The sequence below is a fragment of the Streptomyces sp. NPDC045955 genome (assembly GCF_056430805.1).
This window is the reverse complement of record NZ_JBWKKY010000001.1, coordinates 405,597-423,561: the sequence shown is the minus strand read 5'-3', so window position 1 is coordinate 423,561 and position 17,965 is coordinate 405,597. Positions and strand designations below refer to the sequence as shown.

Sequence of the window (17,965 nt, the reverse complement as noted above, 5' to 3'; positions counted from 1 at the left end):
TCCGTCTCACCCACGGCCTCACCCCGCCCCGGGTGAGGCCGTCCGCACGTCTCCCCCCGCGAGCCGGTCCAGCTCCTCCCCGATTGCCTCCCGCAACGGGGCGTGCCGCGCCCCGAGCGCATACCGCTCCTCGCTCCACATCTCCCGCGGATAGAGCCACACGGGCAGCCGCACGAGATCCTCGGGCTCCCAGTCGTACCGCGGCCACACATGCGCGTGCAGGAACCCGTCGGCGTTCCCGAGAATCTCCAGATTGACCCGCCGAAACCCCGACTCCACCCGCCGACAGGCCCGCTCGACGGCTTCCCCCAGCCGCTCCATGTCCCCCAGAAACGCCAGCCGCCTGCTCCGCGGCAGCTCCGACAGCCGCTCCACCAGGGGATCATCGGTCAGCAACACCGAGTAACCGGGCAGAAACTGCACATCGCCGATCACCGCGAACCCGGTGTCCAGCCTCCGCATCACGGCCGGATTCTCACCCCGCAGGGCGCTGCCGATCCGGTCGTCGCGCCACTCACCCACCACCATCGCCCCCGAAAACGCAGACGACCCGCGAGCCTGGTCCTCCGGAGGAGGGCCGGCCGGACGTACCGGCGGCTCGCGGGTCGGGTGACTGCTGGAGATTGGGCCGGCTGCACGCTTCGCTCACGCGCTGGTCCGGCACCGCACTGTGTGGTGTCGGGCCGCTAGCCCGCAGCCACCTCACGCGTCCGGTTCTCATACATCTGCCGAACCACCTCCCTTCTCGTGTACCTGGAACCCTAAGAAGCCATCGGGCCTCGGATCAACCGTTTTTTTGAGACCTTGACCCCATGACGCGACGACAGGCGATTCTCAGCGGTTCGGTGTTCGAGGAGCGGATCGGGTACGCCCGGGCCGTGGTGGACGGGGACTGGGTGCACGTGTCGGGGACGACCGGGTTCGACTACGCGGACATGACGATCTCCGACGGTGTCGTGGAGCAGGCCGAGCAGTGTCTGCGGAACATAGGGGCCGCGCTGGAGAAGGCGGGGTGTTCGTTCGCGGACGTCGTGCGGGTGCGGTACCTGCTGCCGGAGCGGGAGGACTTCGAACCGTGCTGGCCGGTGCTGCGGGCGTGCTTCGGCGAGGTGCGGCCGGCCGCGACGATGGTGGTGTGCGGGCTGGCCGACCCCCGGATGAAGATCGAGATCGAGGTGTACGCGCGCCGCGGGAGTGGTACTGGGGGTGTGGCGTTGATCGACTGAGTCCGCGGCGGGCTGCCTTCGAGGCGTTGACGTGGGGATCGCCGTCGTACAACGATTCCTTCAATGTTGTGGGAACTCGGTGTGCGCTGGGTCACGTTCCAGTTGAATGATTGCAAGTAGCGAACCGACGTGACGTACGTGCGGACGCAAGCCTGCAGGGGGTCCAGGTGAGTGCTTCCCGGCGTAGTGGGACCACCGACGAGCTGGGGCCGGACGGGCCCGAGCCCGAGCCCGAGCGGGACGGCTCGGACGGCTCGGATCTGCTCGCCGCGCTGCTGGACGGCATGGACGCGGCGCTGTGCGCCTTCGACGCCGACGGGGTCGTGACGCACTGGAACCGCGAGGCCGAGCGGATACTGGGCTGGAGCGCGGACGAGGCCGTGGGGCGTCGGGGTCTCGCCGGGTGGGCCGTGCGCAGCGCGGACGCCGAGGAGGTCGAGGGGCGGCTGATGTCCGCCATGCACGCGCCGGGGCGCCAGGTCCACGAGTTCGCGCTGCTGACGAAGGACGGCGGGCGGGTCCTCGTACGGATACAGTCGGCGGCCGTGCGGGGTCCGGACGGAAAGCCCGCGGGTGTGTACTGCGCCTTCAGCGAGGTGCACACGCAGATCGATCTGGAGCGGTCGATCGCCCTCAGCGAGGCGCTGTTCGAGGACGCCAGCTGGGGTGTCGTGCTCGTGGACGTCGACCTGCGGCCCGCCGTGGTGAACGCGCACGCGGCCCGGGCGCTGGGCACGGGACGTACGTCCGTGCTCGGGCGGCCGCTCGGGGAGCTGCTCACGCAGGGCGTGGAGGAGCTGGAGAGCGCGCTGCAGCATGTGCTGGCGGAAGGCGCGCCGCCCGCGCCCGCCGAGGTGTGGGTGACGGTGCGCGCACCCGAGGGGGAGCGGCGGCGCTGCTGGCGCAGCGGCTTCCTGCGGCTGGCCTCGCCGCTCGCGGAGGAGCCGGTTCCGCTGGGCGTCGGCTGGCTGTTCCAGGACGTGACGGAGGCCAAGCAGAGCGAGCAGGAGGCGTCGCTGCTGCGGTTCCGTACGCAGCAGCTGCACCGGGCCTCGCGGGCCGCCGCCGAGTGCGAGGACCCGGCGGAGGCCGCGACGATCCACCTGGACTTCGCCCTGGCCGGTTTCGCCGACCACGCGCTGATCGACCGGGTGGCCGGCGGCGCGCTCACCGAAGCGGAGACCGAGGGCCCGGTACGGCTGGTGCGGGTCGCCGAGACGCCCTCCGGCGCGCCGGGGCCGAGCAAGCTCGCCGACCGCGCGGGTCTGCCCGTGCGGTACGCCGAGGGGCATCCGGCCCTGCAGTGCGTGGAACGCGTCGGCGCGCTGCGGGCGAGCGCGGGAACCGTCCCGCCCGAGCAGGCCCGGGAGTGGGCGCTGGCCCGCCAGTGGCCGCCGGACGTCGTGCACGCCCTGTGCGCGGTGCTGCGCAGCCGGGGGCGGACGCTGGGCGTCGTGACGTTCCTGCGGGGCGCGGGGCGCAGCGCCTTCGAGCGGTCCGACGCGATGTACGCGGAGGACGTGGCGATACGGATCGCCGCGTCGCTGGATCTCGCGGGGCTGTCGGACGAGGAGTGAGCGACGGTTCAGTGCCGGTAGAAGATCCGGTCCCGGTACTGCTCCATGACCCGCGCGTTCCAGTCATGTCCCCCGTCCACGTTCCCGGAGCGCAGGAGCGGCGGCTCGACGCCGCGGTCGGCGAGGGTGGCGGCCGTCGTCGCCATGACGGCCTGGAGGAGGGCCGAGGTGACGACCGTGGAGGCGGGGGCGAAGGGGGCGGGCACGGTGTCGAGGGTGAGTTCCGCGTCGCCGACCGCGATCTTCGAGTCGAGGACGAGATCGCAGTGGTCCTTGAGGTACGTCCCCGAGGCGTGCCGCGACGTCGTCCGGGAGGCGTACGCCACCGACGTCACGCCGATGACCCGCACGCCCAGGGCGCGCGCGTGCAGGGCCATCTCCACGGGAAGGGCGTTGCGCCCCGAGAGGGAGATGATCAGCAGGGCGTCGCCCGCGCGCAGCGGGGAGCTGTCCAGGACGGCGCTCGCGAGGCCGTCGACGCGTTCCAGGGCGGAGCCGAGCGGCGCGGGCATGACGTCGACGCCGACGACACCCGGCACGGCCAGCAGGTTCATCAGGGCGAGACCGCCGGCGCGATAGACGAGGTCCTGCGCGGCGAGGGAGGAGTGCCCGGCGCCGAAGGCGAAGAGACGGCCGCCGTTCTCGACGGTGTCGGCGAGGAGCGTCCCGGCCGCCGCGATGCTGTCGGCCTCCTCGTCGCGGACCCGCCGCAGCAGGCCGATCGCGGCGTCGAGGAACTGGCCGGCCGGCGCGCGGTCGCTCATACGGGGTCCCTTCGGGCCGGGGGCGAGTGTCGCGCATCACGGTGCGGTCTGGACCAGTGCGGTGTCAATACGGCCGTGAAAGGCTCCTCCGTACCCCGCCGCGGGCCCGGATAATCTTCGCTTTCCCTCCCGCGGCACGGTTGTCGGTGGTATCCGGCAGAATTGAGTGCAGGGCCAGCGCACACGCCGGTGAGCCGTCCAGCCTCCGGCAGATCTCATTCGAGGGGCACGTATGTCCGGACTGATCGACACCACGGAGATGTATCTCCGCACCATCCTCGAGCTGGAGGAAGAGGGTGTGGTCCCCATGCGCGCCCGTATCGCCGAGCGGCTGGACCAGAGCGGGCCGACGGTCAGCCAGACCGTGGCGCGGATGGAGCGCGACGGCCTGGTGTCCGTCGCCAGCGACCGGCACCTCGAGCTCACCGACGAGGGCCGCCGTCTCGCCACGCGCGTGATGCGCAAGCACCGTCTCGCCGAGTGTCTGCTCGTCGACGTGATCGGTCTGGAGTGGGAGCAGGTCCACGCCGAGGCGTGCCGCTGGGAGCATGTGATGAGCGAGGCCGTGGAGCGCCGCGTCCTGGAGCTGCTGCGGCACCCGACGGAGTCGCCGTACGGAAACCCGATCCCGGGGCTGGAGGAGCTCGGCGAGAAGGACGGCGCCGACCCGTTCCTGGACGAGGGCATGGTGTCGCTGGCCAGCCTCGACCCGGGCGCCGAGGGCAAGACGGTCGTGGTGCGCCGGATCGGCGAGCCGATCCAGACGGACGCGCAGCTGATGTACACGCTGCGGCGCGCGGGTGTGCAGCCCGGCTCGGTGGTGAGTGTGACGGAGTCGGCGGGTGGTGTGCTGGTCGGCAGCGGTGGCGAGGCGGCCGAGCTGGAGTCGGACATCGCCTCCCACGTGTTCGTCGCCAAGCCCTGAACAGCGGTCCCGGGGTCCTCGCCAACTCCCGTGGCCCATGGGGTGATTGTGGCGTTGGCGTGATCCCGTCGCATCCGGTGTGCAGTCCGTCGAATGGCAGCGCCCGCTCGTTTCCCGTGCGACGCTGTCGCGTGAGGCATATGACCTGAGGGCTCTGGGCCGTGGTTCGACAGCGATGTCACGCGGCCGGGGAGGGGGCGCAAGGATGTGCCGTGGAGAAGCGGAGAGCCCCGGCGCCGTGTGGCGCCGGGGCCTGTCCTCCCCTGTGCTGACCCGGAGCCCCGAGCTCTCAGGGTCATCCCCCGCGGACCGGTTTCCCCGAGCGGTCCGCCTCCCGCTGAAGATCTCCCCTCGGCCGAGGCGATCAATCCTTGACGGCGGTCACTCGAACGAGGGGTGTTGTCCGCGAGAAAGGCCTCTTCGAATGGCCATTCGATAGTCTGCGAGTGACGTGCCGACCGGAATGTGCGCTACAGGGATGTGCGCTCCGGCAGGAACGGCAAGGAACCACAAGAACCACAGGAACGGCAACAGGCACAGCAGGCAGAACACGGTTCACAGGACCGACCGGCCCGAGACGGCCGCGGTCCGCGCGAAGCTTGGGGGGTGCCAGGACATGGCGCGACGCATCGACGTGACCGGGACGGGCGGCGTACGCCTCGCGGCCTGGGAGTTCGGCGACCCGCCCAAGACCGATCCAGCCGGATCCGAGCCGGCGCGGGACGTGCCCGACGGCTCCCCGGGCGTGCTGTTACTGCACGGCCTCATGGGCCGCGCCTCGCACTGGGCGTCCACCGCCCGCTGGCTCTCCGGCCGGTACCGTGCGGTCGCCCTCGACCAGCGCGGCCACGGCCGCAGCGACAAGCCCCCGCAGGCCTCCTTCACGCGTGACGCCTACGTCGACGACGCCGAGGCCGCCCTCGAACAGCTCGGCCTCGCCCCGGTCGTCCTCATCGGCCACGCCATGGGCGCGCTGACCGCCTGGCAGCTCGCCGCCAAGCGTCCCGATCTGGTCCGTGGCCTGATCATCTGCGACATGCGGGCCTCAGCGCTCGGCGCCGCCTCGCAACGAGAGTGGGACCAGTGGTTCAAGTCCTGGCCGCTGCCGTTCGCGACGCTCGCCGACGTCCGCAAGTGGTTCGGCGAGGACGACCCCTGGGTGGAGCGGCCCAACCCGGCCCGCGGCGAGTTCTACGCCGAGGTGATGGCCGAGTCCCCGGACGGCTGGCGCCCGGTCTTCGACCCGGAGCAGATGCTCCGCTCCCGCGAGACGTGGGTGTACGACGCGCACTGGGAGGAGCTGGCCCAGGTCCGCTGCCCCGCCCTGGTGGTGCGCGGCCTCGACGGCGAACTGGGCCGGGCCGAGGCCCAGGAGATGGTCCGCGTCCTGCCCCGCGGCCAGTACGCGGAGGTCGCCGACGCCGGCCACCTGGTCCACTACGACCAGCCGGAGGCCTGGCGCGCGGCGATCGAACCGTTCCTGGACGCCCTCGGCGCCGACTGACGCCCCAGGGGGTTGTGCCCCCTGGTCACCCCTTGCTGACCGCGGTCAGGATCTCCGGCAGCCGCCGGGCCGTCTGCGGAGCGGCGAGCCGCAGCCCCGCCGCCGTGAGCGCCGCCGCGTACCCGGTGCCCACCGGCAGCAGCAGCCACGTCCAGTCGTCGCCGGCGGCGCTCAGGTTCAGCCAGATCGTGAGCGCGATGACGGGCGCGCACAGCAGCGCGGCGGCGATCATCCCGCCGAAGATGGAGATCCAGGCGAGCCCGGTCTGCCCGGGGGCGACGTTCTTGTAGCCCTCCTGCGGGATGGAGTAGGGGAAGCGGGCCGATGTCCACGCCCCCGTCGCGAGCATCGCGCCGAGCAGCGCGAAGGACAGCCCCAGCGCTTCGGGCAGCCGCCGCCAGTCGCCGAGCATGGCGGTCGTCACGACGGTGACGAGCGTGGCGTACGGCAGGGTGATCAGCAGCAGGGCCAGGGCGCGGGCGCGCAGCTCCACGTAGGCGTCGCGGGTCGACGAGATCGTCATCGCGACCATCCAGAACGCCGAGGTGTCCTGCCCGAACTGGTTGTACATCTGGATGCCGAGCATCCCGGCGGCGAAGCAGGCGAAGTACACGGACCCGGTGCCCTGCCAGGCGTTGAACACGGGCACGATCAGCCCGATGGCCAGCGATGTCACCCAGGCCGCCTTGGTCTTGGGGTCGCGCCACACATACCGCAGGCTGCGCTCCATGACCGTCCCCGTACGGCCCGCCGGCAGCAGCCGTCCGAGCCCGGTCGACGCGCGCTCGCGGGCGGCCGACTCGGCGGTCGGCAGTGTCGACCCGTCGGGCGAGGTCATCAGCCGGGTCAGATGCCGCGACCACACGGCGAGCAGCGCGGCCAGCGCGCCCGCCGTCAGCGCCAGTTGCGCGAGGGCGCGGCCGTACGCCCCCTCGCCCACCGCGTGCACGGCCCCGACGGCCGACGCGGGCGGCACCCACTGCAGCACGTCCGCCACCGGGTCGAGCTCACCCAGCCCGGACGCCCCGAGCCGCTGCGCACCGAAGTTGACGACCTGCGCCCCGATCGCGATGACGAGCCCGCTCAGCACCGCGAGGTCCCGCCCCTTGCGGCTGGTCAGCAGCCGTACGTTGGCGGCGGCGACGGCCCGGGCGAGCGCCACGCACACCAGCAGCGCCAGCACGACGGCGACCACGCCCACCGCGAACGCCGCCCCGCCCCGGGCCACCGCGACCACGGAACCGACCAGCAGGCACAGCGTGAACAGCGGCCCGATGCCGACCAGCGACGCCACGAGCAGCGCTCGCACCAGCGGCCGGGGGCGCAGCGGCAGCATCACCAGCCGGGTCGGATCGAGGGTCTCGTCACCGCTGGGGAAGAACAGCGGCATCACCGCCCAGCCGAGCCCCAGCACCGCCGCCGCCAGCACGGCCAGCGACTCGACGTGCGCGTGCCCGCGCAGGGCGATCAGACCGATCAGCTGCAGCGCGGCGAACAGCAGCGCACAGACCGCCGACGCGATGTAGGCGGCCTTCCGCCCGCCGGACTGCCGCAGCCCGTTGCGCAGCAGCGACAGCTTCAGCCGTACGAAGACCGGGGTGATCGTGGCGTCGCTCACCGGGACCCGCCGCCCAGCCAGTCGAGATCGGACCCGGCGTCCCGGCTCTGCGCCCCGACGAGCTCCAGGAACGCCCGCTGCAACGAGGGCGCGTCACCCCGCACCTCCGCCAGCGTCCCGTGCGCGCGGATCCGCCCGGCGGCCATGACGGCCACCCAGTCGCACAGCGACTCGACGAGCTCCATGACGTGGGAAGAGAACACGACCGTGGCACCGGAGGCGGTGTACCGCTCCAGGACGCCCCGGATGGTCTGGGCGGAGACGGGATCGACGCCCTCGAACGGCTCGTCCAGGAACAGCACTTCGGGATTGTGGAGGAGGGCCGTGGCGAGCCCGATCTTCTTGCGCATGCCGGTCGAGTAGTCGACGACGAGCTTGTGCTGGGCGCCCGCCAGATCGAGGACGTCGAGGAGCTGCGTGGCCCGCTTGTCGACCTCGGCACCGGGCAGTCCGCGCAACCGACCGGTGTACGCCAGCAGTTCGCGCCCCGACAGCCGCTCGAACAGCCGCAGACCCTCCGGCAGCACGCCGATCCGCGCCTTCACCTCGACGGGGTCCCGCCACACGTCGTGCCCGACCACCTCGACGGTCCCGTGGTCGGGCCTGAGCAGCCCGGTCACCATCGACAGCGTGGTGGTCTTCCCGGCCCCGTTCGGCCCGACAAGCCCGATGAACTTGCCCGCGGGCAACTCCAGATCGACCCCGGCAACAGCGACCTGCTGCCCGAACCGCTTCCAGAGCCCCTGCACACGCACAGCGCTGGATCCCACCGCATCTCCCTCCGTCACCTCGAACCCTACGGTGGCGTTCTTCAGGGGCGCGGGGCTCTGCCTGATATCGGCTCCGCCGCGTGGGCGCGATCAACCACACGCGACCAGCAGCCGCCGCACAACAGCGGCCAGGCAGACGAACAGGCGTGGCTAACGGTCCCTGCCGCACGCATAGGCCAACGGCGAGATCAACTCCTCCGCGTCCGGCAGCCACCGATTCGCAGGCGTAGGCCGGCAGGCCCACTGCACAGCCCCTCGAGACCCGAACCGCGTGGGCGGCGCAGCCACATACGCGCCCTCACCCAGCACCGTCAGATCCAGCGACGACGACGACCACCCCAGCTTCCGCACCAGATCAGGCACCTTCACAGCGGCCCCCGGCAGCACGAAGAACTCCATCCGCCGATCCGGCGTGAGCGTCACCGGCCCCAGCGTCAGCTCCATCCGCTCCATCCGCGCCAGCGCGAGAAACCCGGCGGTCTCCGGCACGGACATCGCGTCGAACGTACGCCCCGTCGGCAGCAGGATCGACGCCGTCGGCTGCTTCTGCCACATCCGCCGCGCGACGGTCGCACTGCCCGTCGCCTGCGACTCCCAGTCCGGGCGCGCCGGGTGCGATCCCGGGGCCGGACACGCGGCGTCACCGCAGGAGCAGCGCTGAGCGCCGTCGGCGGCTTCCAGCCAGGTGCCGGGGAAGACGTCCCAGTGGCGCTCCTCGGCGTAGCGGACAGCGGTCTCCAGCAGCGATTCCCCGCGCTGCTTCGGGATCTGAGCGGCTTCGGTGCCGGCGATCGTCTCTTCCACGATGAACACAACTCTGGTCGTCACCAGGGGTTACGCCCGCTGGCGTGCGCGGGGAGGAGCATCGCCCCTGGTGTCGGGGCGCATGGGTGCATGTGCGGGGGCGCGCAGGAGGAACCGCGGCGGGGGCTGGGTAGCCACGAGGGGGGCCGGCACCAGCCGTTACCCCGGCAATCCTCACATGCCTCGCATTTTCGCCTGGTCGGCGGGGCATTGATCTTCACGGCCGGAACATTTCGCTGGGACGCGAGGGGCCCGGCCGTGGAAGACACGTCAACTCGGTGCGTGGGCAGGCACCGCAGCCACAGGGGGTACGCCATGGCCGCAAGGCCGCTCGTCGCCAGGCAGCCGAACGAACGGCTCCAGGCGCTCATCCAGGAAGCCGGATGCTCCAACGCCGGCCTCGCCCGCCGGGTCAACATGTGCGGTGCGGAGCACGGCCTCGACCTGCGCTACGACAAGACGTCGGTGGCGCGCTGGCTGCGCGGGCAGCAGCCACGGGGACGGGCACCGGCGATCATCGCCGAGGCGCTCGGCCGCAAGCTCGGCCGCACGGTCACGATCGACGAGATCGGCATGGCCAACGGCAAGAACCTCGCCTCGGGCGTGGGTCTCCAGTTCTCGCCGACGGTACTGGGGGCCATCGAGCAGGTCTGCGAGCTGTGGCGCAGTGACGTGGGGCGGCGGGACTTCCTGTCCGGCTCCTCCGTCGCCGCGTCCGCGCTGGTCGAGCCCAGCCGCGACTGGCTGATCTCCGCACCCGACGGCCAGGTGGCGCGCTCGGCCGGGCCGCGGGTCGGGCAGTCCGACGTGCAGGCGGTGCGGGCCATGACCCAGGCGCTGGTGGATCTCGACCACCAGTACGGCAGCGGGCATGTTCGGCCGGTCGTCGTGCACTACCTCAACAGCGTGGTCTCGGGGCTGCTGGCGGGGTCGTACCGGGAGGCGGTCGGGCGGGACCTGTTCGCCGCGGTGGCGCGGCTGACCGAACTCGCCGGATACATGGCCGTGGACACCGGGCAGCCGGGACTGGCTCAGCGCTACTACATCCAGGCGCTGCGGCTGGCCCAGGCGGCCGGGGACCGGGGCTACGGCGGATACGTGCTCGCCGCCTCCATGAGCCACCTCGCCGCGCAGCTCGGAAACCCGCGGGAGATCGCACAGTTGGCACGGGCGGCGCAAGAGGGGGCGCGGGGGCGCGTGACGCCGCGCGCGGAGTCGATGTTCCACGCGGCGGAGGCGCGCGGGCACGCCCTGCTGGGCGACGCGCGCGCCGCTCAGTCCAGCGCCGGGCGCGCGGTGAGCGCCCTGGAAGCGGCGGACCCGGACACCGGGGACGACCCGGCGTGGATCGCGCACTTCGACGAGGCCTATCTAGCCGACGAGTTGGCCCACTGCCACCGGGATCTGGGACAGGCCGAGGCGGCGGCGCGGTGCGCGCAGGAGTCGCTGGCCGGGCATCCCGAGACGCGGGCGCGCCGCCGGGCCATCGGTTATGTGCTGTTGGCCACGGCGCAGGTGCAGCAGCGCGAGATCGAAGAGGCGTGCAGCACGGGCATGAAGGCCGTCGAACTGCTGGAGGGACTGCGCTCCAACCGGGGCGCCGAGTACCTGGAGGACTTCCAGCAGCGACTGGGGCCGTACCGGGAGGAGACGGTGGTCAGGGAGTTCGGGGCGCGGCTCGACCTTCAGACGGCGGCGTGAACACAGGGTCCGCGGATGCGTGAACGTACGGGAACGGCCGCTTGACGCGAAGGAGGTGACGGGGGCGGCGTGCCGTGACCCGGTTTTGTTACCGCGCTCACAGGGCAGGAGGTCGCGTCCTGTGCTGCGTGGCACGAGGCTCAGGGGACCCGGTAGCGTGACCCGACGATTCACAAGGTCCCCCATTAGTAGGAGTCCCGGTGACGCAGAGTGGACAGGGCGAGGAGCCCTCGGCGCGCCCCGCGCGCGAAGGCATCGTGCTGCCCTCCGACGGTGGCGAGCCCCTGCTGCCGGGCATGACGGGCGGACCCGGTGACGCGCCCGCCGACCGTCGGCCTGGCCCGCCCCCGACCGGCCAGGCCCCGGCCTCCGCCCCCGCCGAGGGGCAGACCTGGGGCCAGCCGTGGGGCCCCGACCAGCAGCCCCCGTCCGCGCAGCCGGGCCAGAGCTGGCAGTCCCCGCCGCCCCAGCAGTGGACGGAGCCACCGGCATGGGACGCCCAGCACCCCGCCCCCGGCACACCGGGCCCGGGCGAGCTGCCCCCGGAGGGCACCCGGCCCCCGAACCCGTACGCCGGCACCTACGGCCCGCCCGCGGGCGGAGCCCCGCTCCCTCCGGGGGGCGCGTACGGCCCCGCCGGCACGGCGGGTTCACACCCCCAGGGCACCGACGCGTACAACTCCCCCGCCGGGGCAGCGGGCCCCCAGGGGACCGCCGGGTACGGCACCGGGCCTGCCGGGCAGCAGCCGCAGCAGGCTGACGGGTACGGGCCCGGATCCTCCGGCGGGCAGCAGGCTGACGCCTACGGGCGCGGCCCCGCGGGCGGGCAGCAGCCCCAACAGTCCGGCGCCTACGGGCCCGGATCCACCGGGGGACAGCAGCCGCAGCCGTCCGGCACGTACGGGCCCGCAGACGGGCAGTCGCCGCAGCAGGCCGGCGCCTACGGGCCCGGATCCACCGGGGGGCAGCAGCCGCAGCGGTCCGGCACGTACGGGCCCGCAGGCGGGCAGTCGCCGCAGCAGGCCGATGCGTACGGGGCTCCCGCCGGGGGTCCCCTGCCTCCGGCCTCCGGCGCGTACGGGCCCGAAGGCGGGCAGTTGCCCCAGCAGAATGATGCCCACGGATCCGCCGGCGGGCAGTCGCCCCAGCAGAACGGCGCGTACGGGGCCGCTGCCGGGCGTGCCCCGCTGCCCCCGGCCGCCGACGAGGGGGCGACCCAGTATCTGCCGCCCGTCGCCGCCGGCCCCGCCGATGAAGGGGCGACGCAGTACATACCCCCGGTGGGCCCGGGCGCGCTGCCGCCCGAGATGCCCGCCGAGCAGGACTCCGAGGCCACGCGGTTCCTGGGGACCGGGCCGTTGCCGCCCGCCTCGAACCCGGACGCCGAGGCGACGCAGTACATCGCGCCGGTGCCCGACGGGGGCCAGCAGCCGCCCGCCGGGTTCGAGAACCTCTTCCGCAGCGACTCCGGCGCCGACAGCCCGGCCGCGGCCACCCAGCAGATACCCCGCTTCGAGCAGCCGGAGCCCCAGCCTTCCTACGCCCCACCCGGCGGCGGACGGCCCGGCCGTGGCGGCCGGACCGGTTCCCGCGTGCCGGTCATCGCGGCCGTCGGCATCGGCATCGCCGTCCTCGGCATCGGCGCCGGCGCGCTGCTCGCCGGCGGCGGAGGCGGTGACGACGACGGCGGCGACAACAACAAGACCGTGGCCGCCTCGGCGCCCGCGACGGACGGTTCCGCCTCGCCGTCCGCCGACCCGGCCCGCGCGCAGGCGGTCGAGCTGGACAAGCTGCTCGCCGACAGCGGTGACAGCCGCAGCACGGTGATCAACGCGGTCGCCGACGTCAAGGGCTGCGACAATCTCGCCCAGGCCGCCAAGGACCTGCGCGACGCGGCCAAGCAGCGCAACCAGCTGGTCACCCGGCTCTCCGGCATCACGGTCGACAAGCTGCCCGACCACGCCGCGCTGACCACCGCCCTGACCAAGGCGTGGCAGGCCTCCGCCTCGGCCGACAACCACTACGCGGCCTGGGCCGACCAGACCGCGGGCAAGAAGGGCTGCAAGAAGGGCCAGGCCCGCGTCACCGGCCAGACGCAGGCCGGCAACCGGGCCAGCGGTGTCGCGAGCACCGAGAAGACCAAGGCGGCCCGCCTGTGGAACGGCATCGCGAAGGAGTACGGCCTGACCGAGCGCCAGCCCACGCAGCTGTGAGGTGAGTGGAAACCGGCAGGGGACTCAGTAGGTCACGTCGGCGTTCTGAAGGGTCCTCGTGGTGTCGACGAAGCCCTTCCGCGCCGACACCAGCCGTCCCTCCCGCACCACCTGAAGGGTCACGTTCGCATTGACCAGGCGCGGGAAGCCGGCGGCGGCGAGCTTGTCCTGGAACCGCCACCGGAGCGTCGGCGTGAGCCCGCCCGTGTTGATCCGGAGGCCGTCGTCGAGGGCCTCCGTGACCGTGTCGGCGGTCACCTCACCGCCGCCGAGCGATTCGATGACCTTGTGGAACACGGTGTAGGCGATCCAGGTGGTCTGCACTCCGGCGTCCGCGGGGTCGATGCGGTTGTCGTCGAAGGCCTCCTCCTTGATCACCCGCTTCATCGCGTCCCAGCGGGGATCGCTCGCCACCGGGTACCAGCCGGTGATGTACGAGCCCTCGTACGGCCCCGACGCCCCGCCGGTCGCGTCGATCACCGTCTGGTCGACGCTGCCGAGCACGGTGGCCGTCCGTACCTCGGGATAGTCCTCGCGGGCCCGGCGGAAGGAGTCCATGAAGGTGCCGTTGCGGTCCCCGAGCGCGGGCACCACACACCCCGCGCCCCCCGGGTCCGCGGTCGCGGTGCGCAGTGCGAGGCCGGCCTGGCCGTCGTACTCTGTGGCGTCCTCCGCCGCCCGCTGGTCCCGCGCGGGCCGGTGCCCGCCCGCCTTCAGGCCGGAGTCGAGTAGCGGGGGCAGCTGGTCGCCCGTGATGGTGTCGGGCCGGATCAGCGCCACGGGCCCGCAGTCACCGGCGAGCGCGCTGCCGAGCCCGGCGAGCAGCGCCGGCTGGCCGCCGTTGACGGGGTAGGACAGCGGGCTGGTGAACTCGGCGTTGGTGATGCCGTAGCCGCCGATGTACGGGATGCCCGCTCCCTCCAGCGACGGGAAGAAGGAGTCGGCGTACTGGCTGTAGGATCCTACGACCGCGACGACGTTCTCCTTGACGGCCCGGCGGGCGCACTTGGCGGCGGCCACGCTGTCGTTGTGCTCGTTGCAGGTCAGCACGTTGAGCTTGCGGCCGTTGATCCCGCCGTGGGCGTTGACCCAGCGGGCGTAGGCGCGGGCGAAGGCGGGCATACCGGGCTTGTTGGTGGCCTTGGTGTCCTGCGGCGCCCAGGTCATGACGGTGATCGGGTCGTCCCCGGCACCCCCCGTGGTGCCGGGGACGACCCCGCAGCCGGCGAGGAGCGAGGCGCACGCGACCGCCGTGCCCGCGGAGAGGACGCCGGATCTGGCGTGACGGGTGAGGAGGCCGGGGAGGAATGTGCTGCGCTTGCGTCGCCTGCCGGTCATGACTCCGCACGATTCCGCCACATGACTAACCCGTGAGTGACCTCCGGTCAACGATCGGTGACACGCAGGTGAATTACAGGGGTCGGTGTGACCGATGTGAAGGGGAACGTACGATCGATGACCGTGCAAGCTTCGGAGAACTCTTCCCGTCGTGGCCGTCGCTCATCCACCATGGGCGGCATGCCTGTCAATGACATGCCGTGGTGGCGCTGGCGCAGCAACGTGCGCTCGGCGCTGCACATGCTCTCCGATCCCGTGTTCCAGCGGGACGTCTGGCTGGCCGGCGTGGACGGCTACGGCGACGTGACCGACGCGGTGTACCGGCTGGTCGAGGACACCTGGCTGGACCACTGGTCCGCCGAGAAGTACGTCGGCACGATCTTCCGCGACTCGCAGGAGGCGGCCCTCGTCGACACCGCCGTGCTGCGCGTGCTGCGGATCATGCACCAGGTCGGGCCGGACGCGCCGGTCGCCGCGTACCTCGAGCACCAGGCGTGGCCCGACGCGGTCCAGGCGGCCCGGGACGCGCATGTCCGGCTGGCCGTGAGCGACGGCGACGAGCCGGACGCGCCGCCGCGCAGCCTGGAGGTGCTGCGGATCATGACGAGGTCCGCGTAGCGGGACGATTGCCGGTGGTCTCGCACCTTGTGGGAACCTGTCCTGCATGAACGAGCAGTCCACCAGCGCCGCGGCCCCGGCCGACCAGTACGTCCTCACCCTCTCCTGTCCCGACAGGAAGGGCATCGTGCACGCCGTGTCGAGCTATCTGTTCATGACCGGCTGCAACATCGAGGACAGCCAGCAGTTCGGCGACCACGACACGGGACTGTTCTTCATGCGGGTCCACTTCTCGGCCGAGGCGCCGGTGACCCTGGACAAGCTGCGGGCCAGCTTCGCGGCGATCGGTGACTCCTTCCAGATGGACTGGCAGATCAACCGGGCCGACGAGAAGATGCGCATTCTGCTGATGGTCAGCAAGTTCGGGCACTGCCTGAACGATCTGCTGTTCCGGGCGCGGACCGGGGCGCTGCCGGTGGAGATCGCGGGTGTGGTGTCCAACCACACGGACTTTGCGGAGCTGGTGGGCTCGTACAACATCCCCTTCCACCACATCCCGGTGACGAAGGACACGAAGCCGGCGGCAGAGGCCCGGCTGCTCGACATCGTGCGGGAGGAGGGTGTCGAGCTGGTCGTGCTCGCGCGGTACATGCAGGTGCTGTCGGACGACCTGTGCAAGGCACTCGCCGGGGGGATCATCAACATCCACCACTCGTTCCTGCCGAGCTTCAAGGGCGCGAAGCCGTATCACCAGGCTCACGCCCGGGGTGTGAAGTTGATCGGGGCGACTGCTCACTATGTGACGGCTGATCTCGACGAGGGGCCGATCATCGAGCAGGAGGTCGAGCGGGTCGGGCATGACGTGACGCCGGAGGGGCTGGTCGCGATCGGGCGCGATGTCGAGTGTCAGGCGCTGGCCCGGGCCGTGAAGTGGCATGCCGAGCGGAGGATTCTGCTGAATGGGCGCCGGACTGTGATTTTCGCCTAGGAGCTCGGGCGTTCCGGTTGTGTGGCGGGTGCGGGTGGGTTGTGGCTTGTCGCGCAGTTCCCCGCGCCCCTGAAAACCTCACATCCTGCTCAGTGAAGCCGCCGCGAACAGGACATCCCTGATCGCCTCTCTGTCTCCCATCTGGCCCGCCGCGGCCTCCTGCGGGGGCACGTGGCCCGCTGCCAGGCGGCAGAACTCGACGCCGTCCAGGGCCACGTGGGCGACCTCGTGCTCGGCGGAGCCCTTCGCGGCGGGGGAGTCGAGGGGGATCAGCCACTCGCCGCCGCCCGAGCCCTCGATCTCCAGGCGGAGGCTGCGGCCCGGTTCGCCCGCTGCCACGAGATGGCGGTGGTGGGAGGGTGCGGCCAGGCCGCCTCGGCGGCGTTCGGCCAGGGCGTCGGGCAGCATGCGGGCGGCCAGGTCGATCATGCGGTGCAGATGGCGCGGCGAGGGCGGGTCGTAGGGGTAGTCGACCGCGTCCGCGATGTCCTCCGCGTGTACCCAGCACTCGAAGGCCCGGTCGAGCATCGCGTCGTGCAGGGGCAGCTCGAAGTCGCCGTACGGCACCGAGAGCCCGCCGACGCCGCTGCCCGTGAAGGACACCGTGCGGACGAGGTCGTGGCTCTGCTCCCGCCAGGGCGCCCGCACGGCACGGGTGGGCGGGAAGTGGGAGGCGCTCCAGTACGCCTCGGTGCGGGCCGCCGGGGTGGGCCGCCGGGACGTGACGTCGCCGAGCGGGTCGTCGAGGCCCAGCGCGACCGCGACCAGCCCGTCCACACTGAGCAGGTGCGCGATGACGCCGGCGACGGTGGTACGGCGGCTCGTGGCCTCGTCGCCCCGGTACCAGCGCAGCCGTACCGGCGCGTGCCACTCGGCGTCGCCGAAGTCCTGCAGCAGGGCGTCCAGGCGCGCGGTCTCGGTGTCGTAAGCGGCGGCCCAGTCCGGCACCGGGATGCGCGGCGGGCGGCGCTCCAGGCAGGACTGCAGGACCCGGGTGCGCAGGCCCGGGTCCAGGTCGAGGCTGTCGGGGCGTTGCAGCAGCCCGACCGCCTCGCGCAGCCGCCGCGCCTCGTCGGCGCACGCGCCGCACTCGCCGAGGTGCTCCTCGACGGCCGTGGCCTCCTGTGCCGAGCACGCGGCCAGTGCCCAGGCGCCGAGCAGGGCCTTCAGCACGGGGTGCTCGAACACGGGCCGTACGGGCGGCGGCTGTGCGGCGTCACCGGGATCCTCCAGCGCGGGCAGCGGCAGCCCGGTGTCCTCGACGGAGGCCCGGGGCGTGGGGATCCGCGGCGGGCGCCCCGGTTCCTCGTCATCGCCGTCGTACGCCTCGAACCGGTCCGGCCCGTTCACCCCACACCCCCGTGTCCGGGCGGTGCGCCGGGTGCCTCGGAGTCGTGGGCGGTGGCCAGGAGTTGCAGGCCCAGGCGGAGGCGGCGGCGGGCCTCGTCCTCGGTGATGCCGAGGTCGGTGGCGGTCTGGCGGTAGTCGCGGCGCTGGAAGTAGGCCCGTTCCAGGGCCGAGCGCAGCGGGACCGGCATGGACTGGACGATGTAGTCGGCGCGGGCGGCGACCGAGGCCCGGCGCACGGTGTGCTCCAGTTCCTCCGCGGTGCCGGAGCCCTCGCGGGCGAGCGCGGCGGTCTCGGTGGCGCGCAGGCGCTGGACGGCCAGGCGGTGGGTCAGCGTGGCGACCCAGGTACGCAAAGGGCCCTGTTTCGGGTCGTAGGTGTCCGGATGCTCCCAGACGTGGACGAAGACCTCGCGTGTGATGGCGTCGGCGGCGCGCTCGTCGCCCAGGACGCGGTGAGCGAGGCCGTGCACGAGGGAGGCGAACCGGTCGTAGAGCTCACCGAGGGCGGCGGCCTCCCCGCGGGCGAGCCGCTGCTGCATCTTGCGGTCCCAGCGAGGCGGTACGTCATTTTTCGCCATGCGGCCCCTCACCCCCTGCTCGTGTCCCGCGCCCGTGCCCTGCCCAGCCTG

16 protein-coding genes are annotated in these 17,965 nt (G+C 72.5%); 8 read left to right on the top strand and 8 right to left on the bottom strand.

Translation table 11 applies throughout. The annotated features are described in order from the left end of the window. Positions 1–18: 18 nt before the first annotated feature. Complete coding sequence (locus tag AC07F0_RS01935) at positions 19–528, bottom strand: HIT family protein (RefSeq protein ID WP_478972972.1); 510 nt, start codon at positions 526–528, stop codon at positions 19–21. Positions 529–812: 284 nt separating this feature from the next. Between AC07F0_RS01935 and AC07F0_RS01930 the strand changes: the two genes are divergently transcribed. Both AC07F0_RS01930 and AC07F0_RS01925 read left to right on the top strand, forming a co-directional pair. Further along, a complete protein-coding gene (locus AC07F0_RS01930) occupies positions 813–1,226 on the top strand; it encodes a RidA family protein (protein ID WP_478972969.1) in 414 nt (137 codons plus the stop codon). A gap of 167 nt (positions 1,227–1,393) precedes the next feature. After that, positions 1,394–2,803, top strand: coding sequence for a PAS domain-containing protein (locus AC07F0_RS01925; RefSeq protein WP_478972966.1), 1,410 nt, complete (start codon positions 1,394–1,396; stop codon positions 2,801–2,803). A gap of 8 nt (positions 2,804–2,811) precedes the next feature. Here AC07F0_RS01925 and AC07F0_RS01920 read toward each other — a convergent pair whose 3' ends face one another. Then, positions 2,812–3,567 carry an SIS domain-containing protein gene (locus AC07F0_RS01920; RefSeq protein ID WP_478972963.1) on the bottom strand — a complete coding sequence of 252 codons (756 nt, stop codon included), beginning with the start codon at positions 3,565–3,567 and terminating at the stop codon, positions 2,812–2,814. 232 nt (positions 3,568–3,799) lie between these two features. Between AC07F0_RS01920 and AC07F0_RS01915 the strand changes: the two genes are divergently transcribed. Together AC07F0_RS01915 and AC07F0_RS01910 are read left to right on the top strand one after the other, a co-directional pair. Further along, positions 3,800–4,492 carry an iron-dependent transcriptional repressor DtxR gene (locus AC07F0_RS01915; RefSeq protein ID WP_053671441.1) on the top strand — a complete coding sequence of 231 codons (693 nt, stop codon included), beginning with the start codon at positions 3,800–3,802 and terminating at the stop codon, positions 4,490–4,492. A gap of 616 nt (positions 4,493–5,108) precedes the next feature. Then, positions 5,109–5,996 (top strand): alpha/beta fold hydrolase, encoded by an 888-nt coding sequence (locus tag AC07F0_RS01910; protein WP_436730662.1) that lies wholly within the window; start codon positions 5,109–5,111, stop codon positions 5,994–5,996. Positions 5,997–6,021: 25 nt separating this feature from the next. On the opposite strand, the gene AC07F0_RS01905 is transcribed toward AC07F0_RS01910, so the two are convergent. From AC07F0_RS01905 to AC07F0_RS01895, 3 genes are all read right to left on the bottom strand, one after another. Next, the gene (locus AC07F0_RS01905) at positions 6,022–7,614 is read right to left on the bottom strand and encodes a transporter (RefSeq protein WP_478972960.1); all 1,593 of its coding nucleotides are present in this window, start codon (positions 7,612–7,614) and stop codon (positions 6,022–6,024) included. Beyond that, positions 7,611–8,402 carry an ABC transporter ATP-binding protein gene (locus AC07F0_RS01900; protein ID WP_029180890.1) on the bottom strand — a complete coding sequence of 264 codons (792 nt, stop codon included), beginning with the start codon at positions 8,400–8,402 and terminating at the stop codon, positions 7,611–7,613. The genes AC07F0_RS01905 and AC07F0_RS01900 overlap by 4 nt, the downstream gene beginning before the upstream one ends. 132 nt (positions 8,403–8,534) lie before the next feature. Beyond that, complete coding sequence (locus tag AC07F0_RS01895) at positions 8,535–9,197, bottom strand: bifunctional DNA primase/polymerase (RefSeq protein ID WP_478973575.1); 663 nt, start codon at positions 9,195–9,197, stop codon at positions 8,535–8,537. Between the two features lie 306 nt (positions 9,198–9,503). On the opposite strand from AC07F0_RS01895, the gene AC07F0_RS01890 reads away from it, so the two are divergent. Together AC07F0_RS01890 and AC07F0_RS01885 are read left to right on the top strand one after the other, a co-directional pair. Then, entirely contained in the window at positions 9,504–10,889 is a 1,386-nt protein-coding gene (locus tag AC07F0_RS01890) for a transcriptional regulator (protein WP_478972957.1), read from the top strand. Positions 10,890–11,425: 536 nt separating this feature from the next. Beyond that, complete coding sequence (locus AC07F0_RS01885; RefSeq protein ID WP_478973572.1) at positions 11,426–13,102, top strand: hypothetical protein; 1,677 nt, start codon at positions 11,426–11,428, stop codon at positions 13,100–13,102. 24 nt (positions 13,103–13,126) lie between these two features. On the opposite strand, the gene AC07F0_RS01880 is transcribed toward AC07F0_RS01885, so the two are convergent. Next, complete coding sequence (locus tag AC07F0_RS01880; protein WP_478972954.1) at positions 13,127–14,440, bottom strand: ABC transporter substrate-binding protein; 1,314 nt, start codon at positions 14,438–14,440, stop codon at positions 13,127–13,129. Between the two features lie 117 nt (positions 14,441–14,557). Between AC07F0_RS01880 and AC07F0_RS01875 the strand changes: the two genes are divergently transcribed. Further along, complete coding sequence (locus tag AC07F0_RS01875) at positions 14,558–15,058, top strand: SCO4402 family protein (RefSeq protein WP_391077532.1); 501 nt, start codon at positions 14,558–14,560, stop codon at positions 15,056–15,058. A gap of 46 nt (positions 15,059–15,104) precedes the next feature. Further along, complete coding sequence (purU, locus tag AC07F0_RS01870; protein ID WP_478972951.1) at positions 15,105–15,986, top strand: formyltetrahydrofolate deformylase; 882 nt, start codon at positions 15,105–15,107, stop codon at positions 15,984–15,986. Between the two features lie 78 nt (positions 15,987–16,064). Here purU and AC07F0_RS01865 read toward each other — a convergent pair whose 3' ends face one another. Next, on the bottom strand, positions 16,065–17,336 hold the full coding sequence (locus AC07F0_RS01865; RefSeq protein WP_478972948.1) for a maleylpyruvate isomerase N-terminal domain-containing protein: 1,272 nt from the start codon (positions 17,334–17,336) through the stop codon (positions 16,065–16,067). Beyond that, on the bottom strand, positions 17,333–17,914 hold the full coding sequence (locus AC07F0_RS01860) for a sigma-70 family RNA polymerase sigma factor (protein WP_478972945.1): 582 nt from the start codon (positions 17,912–17,914) through the stop codon (positions 17,333–17,335). Before AC07F0_RS01860 ends, AC07F0_RS01865 begins: the two co-directional genes overlap by 4 nt. Between the last annotated feature and the right edge of the window lie 51 nt (positions 17,915–17,965).